This window comes from Labrys sp. ALF-8 (genome assembly GCF_059699065.1).
The window spans coordinates 920087-933323 of sequence record NZ_AP048538.1 but is presented as its reverse complement, the minus strand read 5'-3'; the positions used below and the strand labels follow the sequence as shown (position 1 = coordinate 933323).

The window sequence follows — 13237 nt, the reverse complement described above, 5'->3', positions numbered from 1 at the left end:
TCTACGCCCCAAACCTTCGCGCAACGAAGCGGTAGAGACCGAAGAGCACCAGCGACAGGGCCACGTTCACCACGGCGATGATGCAGGCCGTCTGGTAGTCCGATTCCTGGATGGCCTTGTCGTAGATGAGCAGCGGCAGCGTAATCACGCCCTTGGCGCCGATGAACAGGACCACGCCGAATTCGTTCACGGTGAGGAGCAGGCACAGACTGCCGCCCGCGATGAGCGCCGGAACGGCGGCGGGCAGGATGACCTGCCGCACGATGCGCGAGGGCCGGGCCCCCAGAATGCTCGCTATCTCGATCTGTCCTCGGTCGATCAGCGAGAAGGCGGCGAGCAACGGGCGCAGGATGAAGGGCGTGTAAACCGTGACTTCCGCCAGGATCACCCCCCAGGCCGAATATAGAAAATCGACGGGAGGCGCATCAAGGCCGAAGGTATGCATGAGAACGCCGTTCAGCATGCCCGCCGAACCGTAGAGAAAGGTGAAGGCGAGCGTGACCAGAAAGGTCGGCAGGGCGATGAAGGTGTCGATCAGTCGGGCCAGGAGCACGCTGCCTGGAAAAGGGACGAAGGCGAGGATGAGGGCGATCACGAGGCCGAGGAGAAGGCAGCCCAAAGTCGCGGACACGGCGATCTCGACCGTGTTGACCAAGGCATTCAGGAAGAAGCGAGAGGACAGCACATCCACGAATTGCTGCGCTCCGACGACACCGCTCTCATCGAGGAAGGCCTGCCGCGCGATGAGGGCGAGAGGATAGAAGAACAGGATCGCGATCACCACCACGGGAGGGACGATCCATAGACCGCCGAGACCCGACAACGCCGGACGCTTACTGGCGAGGGCGGCGTCAGGCATGGGCATCATCGGGAATGAGACTGGCGTCCGATGGGGAAAAATGGATCTGCATCGCGCTGCCCGCCGGCGGGAGAACGGGCGGGCGCGTCACCACGACGCGCACCTGCGTATCGGCAACGTCGAGGACGAGATGGGTAAGTTCGCCCTGCCAATGCACGTCCTTCAGCGTCCCCGTAAGCGTATTGACGTCGCTGCCTTCGGGTTGCAGCGCCAGGTGCTGCGGCCGGATGCACAGCAGGCAGGCTTCAGCCCCCGACAGCATGCTCGCCGCCGCCAGAACGCTGGCCGAACCCACGCGCACCCTGGCAAAGCCGCTCGTGGCGCCGTTGTCGTCCATGGTGGCGGGCAGGATGTTGGCGCGGCCGAGGAATTCGGCGGCAAATCGGTTGGGAGGACGCCGGTATAGTTCCGCGGTCGGTCCATGGGCATTGAGCACGCCGTCCTTCATGATGGCGATCTTGTCAGCCAGCGTGAGCGCCTCGCTCTGGTCATGCGTCACGTAGAGCACGGTGAGATGCGGCAGCGTGCGATGCAGCTTGGCCAGTTCCTCCACCATCGCGCGCCGAATCTGCGCGTCGAGGGCTGATAGGGGCTCGTCGAGCAGCAATACGCGAGGCCGGACCGCAAGTGCCCGAGCGATCGCCACGCGCTGCTGCTGGCCGCCCGATAATTCCCTGGGATAGCGCTTGGCGTAGTTCGACATGCCCACGGTGCGCAGTGCATCCTCCACCCGATCAGCTATGAGGCTCCTGGGAGCGCCCTGTGCATTGAGGCCGAAGGCGACGTTCTGCTCCACCCGCATATGCGGGAAGAGGGCGTAGTTCTGCACCACCATGGCGAGACCGCGCTCATAGGGCGGCATGTCGGTCACGTCGGTATTACCGATGCGGATGCGTCCCGTCGCTGGGCGGACGAAGCCGGCAACGGCGCGTAGGGCCGTCGTCTTTCCCGAGCCGGAAGGCCCGATCAAGGCGAGGATTTCCCCCGCCTCGACATTCAGTGTCAGCGGCTTCATCACCACGACGCCACGATAGGCGACGCTCACTCCTTCGAAGGACACGGAAGAACCCACCTGGCCGGAGGCCTCGGCCGCCGTCCTCTGGGTGCCCGCCGGTGCATAAGCCGCCATCGACATCTCTTAGCCCTCGGTGGCCTTGTGCCAGCGGGCGACGTCGGCAGACAGATCCTTGAGCACGCTGCTCCAATCGGGCGTCCAGATCGTCACGCCCTGAAGAGCCTCATGAAGCTTAGCGAAGTTGGCGTCGGTCGGCGTCACGTCCTTGCGCACCGGCAGGCCGATGGCAACGGAGGAAACGGTCGACTGGGCCTCCTTGGCCAGCAGGAACTCGATGAGCTTCTTGCCGTTTTCCTCGTCGGGAGCACCGGTCACCAGCCCGATGTAATAGGGCAGGGCTATGGTGGAACGTTCGCCGTTCGGCCCGGCAGGCCAAAAAACCCGGATGTTGGGATTCTGCTCCATCTGGGACATGTTCATCTGCAGGTCGCCATTGGCGACATAGAGCTCGGACTTGTTGACGAGGGCCGTCAGCTTGCCCGTCGAGGCGGAGGGGCCGACATTGTTGTCCTGCAGCTTCTTCAGGAAGTCGAAACCGGCATCGCGGTCGCCATAGGCGTGGATGACCTGCAGCATCACTGCCGTGCCGTCGCCGGCCTGGCCCGGGGTGGAGTACTGGATCTTGCCCTTGAACTTGGGATCGAGCAGATCCGCGAAGCTCTTGGGCGCCTCCTTGAGAGCGGAGGCATTGTAGATGAAATTCAGGTAATTGTTGACCAATGGCTGGTAAGTATCTCTGCCGCCTGAAATTTCAGCTGCTGCATCCGGCTTGAATTTTTGCAGGAGGCCATCGCCTTCCGCTCGCTGGATGAAAGGAGGCAGGGTGACGAGGACGTCGGCCTGCGGGTTGGATTTCTCCTTGGCGATACGTTCGACAACGCCGCCGGAGCCGGCCTCGATATACTGCACCTTGACGCCGGTGGCCTTGGTGAAGGCAGCGAATTGCGCCTCGAACCAGCTGTTCTTGCCATCGTGCAGACCATCGGCCGAATAGATTGTGACAACGTCCGAAGCTGCCCATACTGGGGTCGCGAGCAAGGCGGCAGCCGTAAGCGCCGCGCTGAAAAGCACAGTCTTCATCCTGGAACCCATCCTAGTTTGCAGTAATGACTTGGCGATAGGACTGTTGGATGAAGTTGATGTGACACTTTTCCAGGTGCAATAGCGTCAATATACAACTATAGCGTGCATATTTCAGTCAATGAACTGTTCAGTATATCAAAAGCGCTTTGGAATTCGGACTCAGCGATAGTGAGGGGAGGGCACAGCGTGACGATGTTGCCGCCGCCCAGCTTGAAGCTGAGCCCTCGCCGCAGGCAGGCATAGAGCAGTTGGTCCGCCACAGCGTCGGCGTCGTCCTGGCTTTCCCCACCTATCTCGACGCCGAAATAACAGCCGCAGCCCCGGACGTCGCGGATGAGCGGGTGACGCGCCTTCAATTCATCGAGGAGCCGCAGCCCCTGTTTCCCTAGATCGCGCGCTCGGTCGACGAGGCCTTCGTCCGAGATCACATCGAGTGTCGCCAGCGCTGCCGCACAGCCGACGGGGCTCTTCTCGTGCGTATAATGGCCGAGCGCGGCCTGCGGCGCGATGTCGAGGCGCTTGTCGGCGATGATGGCCGCCATCGGCATGACGCCGCCGCCGAGCCCCTTGCCGATCACGAGGATATCGGGCGTCGCGCCCGCCTGCTCGCATACGAACATGGTGCCGCTGCGAGCGAGGCAGCTCGGGATCTCGTCGAAGATCAACAAGGTGCCGGTACGGGTGCAACTCTCGCGCACATGCGACCAAAAGCCCGGGGGAGGCGGTTCCACCGTCGTCCAGCGCATGGGCTCGGCTATCAGCGCCGCGACGTCGCCCTGGATCGAGAGGACGTAGTCGATGTAGTCGGCCAGGCGCTCGAAGGGGCGATCCCCTCCGAAGAAGCGCTCGGCAAGGTGTAACGGAGGCAGGTGCTCGCTGCCCGGCATCATCGGACCGAGACCATGACGGAAGAGCGCTTCGCCGCCGATCGAGATCGTATCGAGATTGGCGCCGTGGAAGGCGTCCCACATGGACAGCGTCTTGTGGCGACCGGTTGCATATCGTGCCAGCTTCAACGCCGTGCCGATGGCTGCCGCGCCGCTTGGGGCGAACAGGACCTTGCCCAAGTCGCCGGGCGTCAGGTCAGCCAGGCGCCTGGCCAATTCTATGGCGGGGCGATTGGTGTAGCGGCGCGGGCTGAAGGGCAGTCGGTCAAGCTCGGCCTTGACGGCAGCGACGACGCGCGGATGGCCGTGGCCGAGTTGGTGAACGCTGTTGCCGTGGAAATCGAGGATGCGGCGCCCTTCGACGTCGATCAGCGTGGCGCCCTCCGCCCGCTCGATCACGTCGAGGCAGGGGGTGGAGAGGGATTGATGCAGAAAGTAGCGCTCATCCTCGTCTAGCAGCGCGAGCGTCTCGGCGCTCAGGCCGGCACGCCAGGCGGACCGCAGAGGCGATCGATTGACATCGCCTTCGCTCGGCGCCGGATCGCCGCCTCTCACGGGCGTTCACCGCGTTCGAGCCGCCCATCAATCTCAAACAGCACCGGCAGGAGATCTGCAACGCTGTCGATGACGTAGTGGGCGCCCGCCGCGCCGAGACGCTCGGACGCAACCTGCCGCCTGCGGGCGAACTCCTCGGGCGACAGCGCCTTCGCGTCCACCTCCGACAACCCGAAGACATTGCCGCTGACGGCCACCCCAACGGTCCAGCTGCCGGCATTGAGACCCTCGGCAATGCCGACCTCGGTATCGTCGACCTTCACCGCGTGCCAGGCCGGCCAGATGCCGAGTTCGAGAAAGGTCCTATAGAGCATGAAGGGTGTCGGGCGTCCGTCCGGTGTATCGCCGGTACAGACGAGGCTGTCGGGGGCAAAGCCTTGCCGGGTCGCCTCGGGAAGGATTTCCGCCATGATCTCGCGGGTGTAGCCTGTGGTCGAGCCGATCTTGAGGCCCTCGGCCCTGATGGCCTTGGCCATATCCGCGGCACCGGGAATTAGTGTCGCATGGCTTGCCGCCACGGCTGTGTTTTTGGGGACGAAAACGGCGTAGACCGCATCGATGTCGGCCTCGGTCGGCCGGTGGCCATGCCTCGCGGCCCAGGCCTCGGCGATACGGGGAAGCGCCATGAGCGCTGTGATGTGGGGGCGCTTCGCCATGCCCATGGGGCCTCTAGCCTCGTCGATGGAGATCTCCACCCCGAATTCCGCGAACGTCTCCACGAAGGCTCCCATCGGCGCGAGGGAACCAAAATCCACCACAGTCCCGGCCCAGTCGAAGATGACCGCCTTCAGGTGCTTCATGTCATGACCTCCGATATCAGCCATAGAGCTCGCCGATCACCTCCTCCGCGATTGCAAAGGAGGTGCTCGCGCCCGTACCGCTGGTGATGAGAACGATGCGCAGGGCATCTGAGGGCCGGTCGACCAGCATGAGGCGGTCGGAGGCCGAGGCGTAGGTGCCGGTCCAGCGCTCCACCACTTCGGGCTCCGGCCCAGCGAGGATCCGGACATATTCGTCGAGGATCAGGGCATCGACACTCTCGGGCGCGAAGGGATCCGGCGTGGGAGCGTAGTGATGGGAGTCCCCGACCACGAGCGACCCATCGGCGCTGCGGACCACGATGAGATGGACACCGTTGCTGAGATGCGCGCCCTGCTCGGATTCCAATTGCCTCTTCAAGGCTGCGGCGGTGGGACGCTCGGCGTAACCCAGATAGCGCACCAGCCCCAGATCGGACATCAGGGCAGGTAGCCTTGCGTCGAAGCGAGCTGGCTTCACCCGCATCATATGCAGCTTGCAACGCGTCAGGCCGTAAGCGGCTATGCGTTCCGGATGGAGCGTGTGAAAATCGTCGCCGGGACAGACGACGGCCGTCTCGGCCTCGATCGTCCCGCGGCTGGTTTCCAGCCGGGGCGGCGTCGCCGAGTGCACCACAGTTTCCCGCAGGAAGACGACCCCGAGTTGTTCGGCCAAATAAGCCGCGAGCTTCGGTATCGCCTCGCGGGATTCCACGCGGATCTCGTGGGGGCTGTAGAGCGCTGCCGCAAAGGTCTCGCTCCTCAGCCCCTCGCCATAGGCGGCCAGGTTGCCCGGCTCGACAAGGCGGCACTCCCGTCCCATCTCGGTGGCCAGGAATTCCTCCAGCACCGCACGCGCCAGGGGGCGCCGGGCAATGGTCAGCAGGCCTTTCTGCAGGACAGGGATATCGGCCTTGCCCGCGACATCGCGCCAGATGTCGCGCGAACGCATGGCCCGCCGCCAGCACTCTCCTTCCTGCTGCCCGGTGACTGTGATGAAACCGAAATTGCGGATGGAGGCGCCGTTGGCCTGTGCATCCCGATCAACGACCACCACCCGCTTGCCCCGGCTGGCCGCGGCGAGAGCATGGGCGAGGCCGCAGATGCCAGCGCCTACTACGGCGAGGTCGAAAGCGCGGGAAGATGTCGGCATGGCGATGGATCATCAGGAAGGGAGAATGCAGATACTACCCCGGTTTGAACGGAATGTGACACTTCCTTGCGGAGAGGTACGCGAACTTCGTTCTTTCATGCGGAGCCATCACGGGTTAAGGCCATCGCGATTGCTTGAAAGCGTCTGGCATGAGGGCGAGAGCGGATGACGGGGCTGGAGATACCCGATTGCGTGGTGAGGCCAAGAGGCCCCTGGGCCGTGGCGCCGCAATCGCGCGGGCGCCTGTTCGCCGAACCCCAGTCCCCCACGCGCACCGATTTCCAGCGCGACCGCGACCGCATCATCCATTCCACGGCTTTCCGCCGTCTCAAGCACAAGACCCAGGTCTTCGTTGCTCACGAGGGCGACCATTATCGCACGCGCCTCACCCACACCATCGAGGTTGCGCAGATCGCCCGATCGATCGCCCGATCGCTCGCGCTGGACGAGGATCTTGCGGAGGCGCTGGCGCTGGCGCACGACCTTGGCCACACGCCGTTCGGCCACACGGGGGAGGATGCCCTCGACGAGGTCATGCATCCCTATGGCGGCTTCGACCATAACGCGCAGTCGCTCCGCATCGTCACGCGCCTGGAGCGGCGCTATGCGGACTTCGATGGCCTCAACCTGGCTTGGGAAACCCTGGAGGGACTGGTGAAGCACAACGGCCCGCTCCTGACCGCAACGGGCGAGCCGACGGAACGCTACCGCTCACACGGCATTCCGGTGGCGATCCTCGAATACCAGTTGCTGCAGGACCTGGAGTTGACCACGTTCGCCAGCGCCGAAGCCCAAGCCGCCGCGATTGCCGACGATATTGCCTACAACGCCCACGACATCGATGACGGGTTGCGCGCCGGCCTGTTCGAACTGAAGGATCTGGAGCAGGTGCCGCTCGCGGGCGAGTTGCTTGGCGACATCGCGGCGCGCCACCCGGGCCTTGACCGGAGCCGCACGACCCATGAACTGATGCGGCGTGTCATCACGCGCCTCGTGGAGGACGTCATCGCCGAAGGAACGGCCGCCTTCACGTCCGGCCGTTATCGATCGAGTGCCGATGTGCGAAATGCGGGCAAGGCACTCGTGGCGTTCTCCGAGCGCATCGCCGTCGCCGACAAGGGTATCAAGGGATTTCTCTATCCCAACATGTACCGGCACGAACGTGTCATGCGCGTGCGCGCGCATGCGGCCGAAGTCGTCAAGCGCCTGTTCCAGCGCCTCTTCGCAGAAATCACGCTCATGCCTGCCGAATGGTGCGAAGGCCTGGACCATGCCGGGGAAGACCGGCGCGCACGCCGGGTCGCCGACTACATTGCGGGCATGACCGATACCTTCGCGCTCAACGAGCATCGGCGCCTGTTCGGTTCCGCGCCGGAACTGCGCTGATGCAAGCAAGGGCGTTCACGCCGCCCGCATGGGACATCCCGGCGAGGCTGGAAGCCCATTTGCACAATGCCGTCGTCGCACTCATGGCCGACGAGGGCATCACCGACATGCCCGAGGCGATCACGGTCGAGCTGCCCCGCAGGGATGGACGCGGCGATTTCACCTCGGCGGTGGCACTGAGCTTGGCAGGTGGGCCCGGCCTGGAGCCGCCTCGACTTGCGGAAAAAATCGCGGCCAGGCTGCTCGGCAATCCCGATCTCCAAAGGGTCGAAATCGCCGGAGCAGGATATCTCAACCTCACGCTCTCATCCTCGGCATGGGCGGGAATGCTGGCGGGTCTGTTGGCCGAGGGCGGCGACTACGGCCGCAGCCTGCGGGGTGAAGGAAAACACATCCATCCCGGCTTCCTGCCAGTAGATTCGGAGCAGCCGCTGCCGGCGGACTATGCCCGCTGTACTGTGGTGGGCGCTGCCCTGGCGAACATCCTGGATTTCGTCGGATTTCGCACGCAGCGATCCTGGCGCATCAACGGCGAGGGGACCGTGACGATCCGGCTTGGCCAGCCCATCCGGCTCTTGCTGAGGAGGGGGCAGGAGATCGAAACCAACATGTCGCTGCCGGACCTGGACGCGGCGATCGGTGCGGATGCCACGCGCATCGGCATGCTCATGCATCGCAATGTGTCGCCGGTTACGCTCGATGGTCCACTGCTCTCGGATATGAGCCACGACAATCCGCTGTTCAACCTGCAATACGCCCATGCACGCTGCCGGGGTCTCCAACGGAAGGGTGCGCTCGCCTTGCCTGCCGAATGGAACGAGAAGGCCTGGGACGGTCAGGCCTTCGAGGCACGCGACGCGCGGTTGATTCTGCGCAGCCTCGCCCTATATCCACGGCAGATCGATCGGGCAGCCCGTTCGGGAGAACCTCAATGGCTCGCCCGATACCTTCTGGATCTCGCGAACATATTGCACGCGCAATATTATCGGGCTCTGACGGCGTCTCATTTACGCTTCATTAGGGATGATGATCGATTGTTAACAGGCGCCCGCTTGGCGTTGGTGCGTGGAGTCGGGACGGTGCTTAAGTCTGGACTCTCTCTGCTCGGCGTGAGCGCGCCGGAGGAAATCCGCTGAAACGAGAACGGTCGTCCTGACCGCTGATCGCCTCAGCGATCGGCCAGCCTGTTCAGGAACGAGTCATGATTGAAACCGAGAACCGCCGGGTGTCCAGCAGTCGAGAAAACCGCGATGAATGGCTCGCCGATCTTGCAGGAATGGCCGGCAATCGCGATGTTTATGCTGAAAGAGCCGACACAAACGCCTATGGTGCGTCCGGCGCTGCGCGGTCGCGGGAGGCGAGCATGACAGATCGCTATGATCGAGGTGGGCATGGAGCCCGCGACACCTATGAAGCTGCGGTGAAGCAGGCTCCATCATCTCGGGATGATTATTACGACGATTATCACGACACCGCTGCGACAGGGCAGGCTGCCTACTCCTATGAGGACGAGCAGTATGAGGAGGGTCCCGAGTGGACCTATGACGAAAAGCGCGAGATCTGGGTCGATCGCTACGGCAATCCTTACGTCGAGGGCTATGCCGAGGGTGAGGAAGATCGCTATGCGCCTGCCGAGGGCGAATATCTGGCGCCTCAGGCCGAAGCGCGTCTGCCTCAGCGCCGGTCCCGTGGCGGCGCCGTAAGCATTGCGGCGCTTGTCCTTGTCGCCAGCATCGGCGGCGGCCTTGCCTATGCCTGGAAGAAGGGCGGCTTCATCGGCAGCGACCTGCCCGGAATCGGCAGTGCACCGCCGGTGATCAAGGCCAGTACGGATCCCGTGAAGATCAAGCCGGCCGAGACCACAGTGGCGAACGACCAGCCGACGCGTGAGATCTTCGACCGCTCCAACCAGGCGGCACCGGCAAATGAACGCCTCGTGCGGCATGAAGAGCAGCCGGTGGCAATCGTTCCCGTACGCCCCGAGGGCGGGGGACCTGCCGTCGCAAACGGTGCACCAGACGCCACGCGTCCGGTGGCCACCAGCAACATTACCCTGCCGCCGACCGACACGCCGCCGCCTGCTGACCAGACGGCTGCAGCCGGCGGCGTCGCCGACCTGTCACCGGGCGAGGCGCCTGGCGGCCCGCGCCAGGTACGGACCATCAAGGTCATGCCCGACAATTCTGTCGTGACCGGCGAAGCGCCTATCACCGCGCCGCGGCCTGCACCGCCCGCCGATGTCGCCAATGCCGCACCCGACACGCCGCCGGCCGGAGCGGCGCAAGCTCCCGTGACCTCGACCGCGACCACGCAACCCGTCGTGCCGAGCCAGCAGACGCCCAGCGCCGATCTTCCGCCGCAACCTCCTCAGCCGAGCACCGTGACCTCGGTGACGACCGTTCCCGCGGATCCGACGGCGTCGGCACCGCCGGTGTCCAATGCGACCAGCGACGATGACAGTGCGACAACGGTGGTCGAGCCGGCTCCGCAGGCTGAGGCTGAACCACCGGCCATCCCGCCCGTAAGGCCGCGCAACATTCCAACCACCACGCAGGTTGCGTCTGCCGAGCCGACGGCTCCGGCGCCCGCTTCGAACGGCGCCTATGTCGTGCAGGTATCCTCGCAGAAGTCGCCGGCCGAAGCCCAGGCGGCGTTCCAATCCCTCCAGCGCAAGTACCCCTCTGTGCTTGGCGGCATGAAGGCTTCGATCCGCAAGGTCGATCTGCCGGAGCGGGGCACTTATTACCGTGTCCGCGTCGGCTCCTGGGGTTCCAGCACCGAGGCGGCGGCTTTCTGTGCCAAGCTGAAGGCCGCGGGTGGCGATTGCGTGATCGCCCGAAATTAAGATCGACGGCATGAGGGCCCGGCTTCGGCCGGGCCTTTTGCGTTTGGCAGCCATTCACCTGAAGAGAGTTCGATGTCCCAATCCGCGCTGATCCTGGGTTGCTCAGGCCTGTCCCTCACACCGGATGAAAAGGCCTTCTACCGCGATGTCGATCCGTGGGGGTTCATTCTCTTCCGCCGCAACGTCGATGCGCCAGCGCAGGTCAAGGCGCTCACCTCGCAGTTGCGGGAGGCAGTGGGCCGCGATGCTCCGGTGCTGGTCGACCAGGAAGGCGGGCGGGTGCAGCGCCTGACGGCACCGAACTGGCCGAAGTATCCTGCGGCGCGACGCTACGGGCAGATCCATGCCAACGACCCCACCACGCGGCGAGAGATCACGCGCCTTGCCGCCCGGCTCATCGCTTACGATCTTCTCGATGTGGGCATCAACGTCGATTGCCTGCCCGTGCTCGACATACCGGTGCCCGGTGCCCACGACGTCATCGGCGACCGCGCCTACGGCCAGGACGCCGCCACGGTCGGAACGCTCGGGCGAGCGGCTGCCGAAGGCCTGCTCGCTGGCGGCGTGATGCCGGTGATGAAGCACATTCCCGGCCACGGCAAGGCCGGCGTGGACAGCCATCTCTCGCTGCCGTTGGTCGAATCACCCCGCCACGCACTCGAATCACTCGACTTCCTGCCGTTCCGGATGCTTGCGGACATGCCCGCCGCCATGACTGCACACGTCGTTTACACCGCCCTGGACCCGTCATCCCCAGCTACGACGTCCAAAAAGGTCATCAGAAATGTGATCCGGGGCGCGATCGGCTATGATGGTCTCCTGATGAGTGACGATCTTTCCATGCAGGCGCTGGCGGGGAGCCTGGGCGAGCGGGCATCCAGGGCCTTTGTGGCGGGCTGCGACATAGGCCTGCATTGCAACGGCGTTATGGACGAGATGATCGACGTCGCCGGAGCCGCGCCGCGGCTCGCCGGCAAGGCACGTCGGCGGGCTGATGCCGCCCTTGCGCGCATTCGCCATCTGCCGGAGCCGATCGACGTCGCGCAAGCACGCGAGCGGCTGGCAGCAGCCCTCGCCACGGAGACGATGGCCTGAATGCGTGATCCCTTCGATGATGTGGTGCAGCAGGAGGACAGGGCTCTGAGCGATCCGACCTTGGTCGTCGATGTCGACGGCTTCGAAGGTCCGCTTGATCTCCTGCTCGAACTCGCACGTCGCCAGAAGGTCGACCTCGCGCGGATATCGATCCTGGCCCTTGCCGAGCAGTATCTCGCCTTCGTGGAGGAGGCGCGCAAGCTTCGCCTGGAACTTGCGGCCGACTACCTCGTCATGGCCGCCTGGCTCGCCTATCTCAAGTCGCGCCTGCTGCTGCCGGAGGCGCCGAAGGGCGAGGAACCGCCGGCCGCTGAACTGGCGGCGGCCCTGGCCTTTCGTCTTCAGCGCCTCGACGCCATGCGCGCTGCGGCGGCGACGCTCCAGGAGCGGGCGCTTCTCGGTCGCGACGTGTTCGCGCGCGGCATGCCGGAAGGGGTCCGCTCCCAGAATCATGGGCGCTTCGAGGCCACCCTCCACGATCTCCTCTCGGCTTATGCACAGCAACGCCAGCGCGCCATGGTCGGACAGGTACGTCTGCCCCACCGCAATGTCTGGACGCTGGCCGAGGCCCGTGAACTGCTCGAACGGCTCGTCGGCTCAAACATGACCTGGCTGAGCCTCGACGACTTTCTGGCGGACTATCTGGCGGAACCTTCGACGCGGGCCACCGTGCGGGCTTCGAGCTTCTCGGCAAGCCTCGAACTCGTGAAGGAAGGCAAGCTCGACCTGCGGCAGGCCACTCCATTCGCGCCGATCTATCTGCGACCCCGCGGTGAACCCGCCGACGCGGGCTGAGGAGGACACGACTTTGGCCGAGATCGCGACACTTGTTCAGCAAAGCGAGGTCGGGGACGATTTGCGTCACAACATGCGGCTGATAGAGGCGCTGTTGTTTGCCGCTCACGAGCCGCTCGACGAAGCATCGCTCGCCGCTCGCCTGCCGGCCGGTGCGGACGTCCCCGCGGCTATCGAGGCGCTGCAGTCGGACTATGCCACGCGCGGCGTCAATCTGATCCGCCTGGGCGGGCGCTGGGCTTTCCGCACTGCGGATGATCTCGCCTGGCTGCTTTCGCGAGATGCCTACGAGACGCGCAAATTGTCGCGTGCAGCCATGGAGACGCTGGCGATCATCGCCTATCACCAGCCTGTCACCCGGGCCGAGATCGAGGACGTCCGCAGCGTTTCCATTTCCAAGGGCACGCTGGACGTGCTGCTGGAAACGGGCTGGGTGCGCCTGCGCGGCCGCCGCCGCTCGCCCGGACGGCCGGTCACCTATGGCACCACGCCGGCGTTTCTCGACCATTTCGGCCTCGATGGCGTCGGAGACCTGCCCGGCCTCGATGAACTGAAAGGGGCCGGGCTTCTCGACGGGCGCTTGCCGCCCGGCTTCAGCGTCCCCACCCCCAACGACGATTCGACCCTCGCGCCGGACGAGGAACCGCTCGATCCGGCCGACCTTTCCTTCGCTTTTCCGGAACCTGAGCCGGAACATGAAGGTTGAG

At 64.7% G+C, this 13237-nt stretch carries 12 protein-coding genes; 6 read left to right on the top strand and 6 right to left on the bottom strand.

What is annotated here, in order from left to right; translation table 11 throughout:
* Position 1 precedes the first annotated feature (1 nt).
* The 6 genes from AC6H34_RS24180 to AC6H34_RS24155 all read right to left on the bottom strand — a co-directional run bounded on the left by AC6H34_RS24180 (position 2) and on the right by AC6H34_RS24155 (position 6409).
* On the bottom strand, positions 2-859 hold the full coding sequence (locus AC6H34_RS24180; RefSeq protein ID WP_497540487.1) for a 2-aminoethylphosphonate ABC transporter permease subunit: 858 nt from the start codon (positions 857-859) through the stop codon (positions 2-4).
* Positions 852-1988: an ABC transporter ATP-binding protein gene (locus AC6H34_RS24175; protein WP_497540486.1), complete on the bottom strand. Its 1137-nt coding sequence runs from the start codon at positions 1986-1988 to the stop codon at positions 852-854. Before AC6H34_RS24175 ends, AC6H34_RS24180 begins: the two co-directional genes overlap by 8 nt.
* A gap of 9 nt (positions 1989-1997) precedes the next feature.
* Complete coding sequence (locus tag AC6H34_RS24170) at positions 1998-3014, bottom strand: 2-aminoethylphosphonate ABC transporter substrate-binding protein (RefSeq protein ID WP_497540485.1); 1017 nt, start codon at positions 3012-3014, stop codon at positions 1998-2000.
* A 98-nt stretch (positions 3015-3112) separates the two neighbouring features.
* Entirely contained in the window at positions 3113-4459 is a 1347-nt protein-coding gene (gene pbfA / locus AC6H34_RS24165) for a (R)-1-hydroxy-2-aminoethylphosphonate ammonia-lyase (protein ID WP_497540484.1), read from the bottom strand.
* Positions 4456-5259 (bottom strand): phosphonoacetaldehyde hydrolase, encoded by an 804-nt coding sequence (gene phnX, locus AC6H34_RS24160; protein WP_497540483.1) that lies wholly within the window; start codon positions 5257-5259, stop codon positions 4456-4458. Before phnX ends, pbfA begins: the two co-directional genes overlap by 4 nt.
* Positions 5260-5275: 16 nt before the next feature.
* Positions 5276-6409, bottom strand: a complete 1134-nt coding sequence (locus AC6H34_RS24155) for a TIGR03364 family FAD-dependent oxidoreductase (RefSeq protein WP_497540482.1) — start codon at positions 6407-6409, stop codon at positions 5276-5278.
* Between the two features lie 165 nt (positions 6410-6574).
* On the opposite strand from AC6H34_RS24155, the gene AC6H34_RS24150 reads away from it, so the two are divergent.
* The 6 genes from AC6H34_RS24150 (at position 6575) to scpB (ending at position 13236) form a co-directional block, all read left to right on the top strand.
* On the top strand, positions 6575-7795 hold the full coding sequence (locus tag AC6H34_RS24150) for a deoxyguanosinetriphosphate triphosphohydrolase (protein WP_448147492.1): 1221 nt from the start codon (positions 6575-6577) through the stop codon (positions 7793-7795).
* Positions 7795-8931, top strand: coding sequence for a DALR anticodon-binding domain-containing protein (locus tag AC6H34_RS24145; protein WP_497540481.1), 1137 nt, complete (start codon positions 7795-7797; stop codon positions 8929-8931). The genes AC6H34_RS24150 and AC6H34_RS24145 overlap by 1 nt, the downstream gene beginning before the upstream one ends.
* 227 nt (positions 8932-9158) lie before the next feature.
* The gene (locus AC6H34_RS24140; RefSeq protein WP_497540480.1) at positions 9159-10640 is read left to right on the top strand and encodes an SPOR domain-containing protein; all 1482 of its coding nucleotides are present in this window, start codon (positions 9159-9161) and stop codon (positions 10638-10640) included.
* Positions 10641-10712: 72 nt separating this feature from the next.
* The gene (gene nagZ, locus AC6H34_RS24135) at positions 10713-11735 is read left to right on the top strand and encodes a beta-N-acetylhexosaminidase (protein ID WP_497540479.1); all 1023 of its coding nucleotides are present in this window, start codon (positions 10713-10715) and stop codon (positions 11733-11735) included.
* On the top strand, positions 11736-12530 hold the full coding sequence (locus tag AC6H34_RS24130; protein WP_448147488.1) for a segregation and condensation protein A: 795 nt from the start codon (positions 11736-11738) through the stop codon (positions 12528-12530). It begins immediately after the preceding gene.
* Positions 12531-12543: 13 nt separating this feature from the next.
* The gene (gene scpB, locus AC6H34_RS24125) at positions 12544-13236 is read left to right on the top strand and encodes an SMC-Scp complex subunit ScpB (protein ID WP_448147487.1); all 693 of its coding nucleotides are present in this window, start codon (positions 12544-12546) and stop codon (positions 13234-13236) included.
* Position 13237 lies beyond the last annotated feature (1 nt).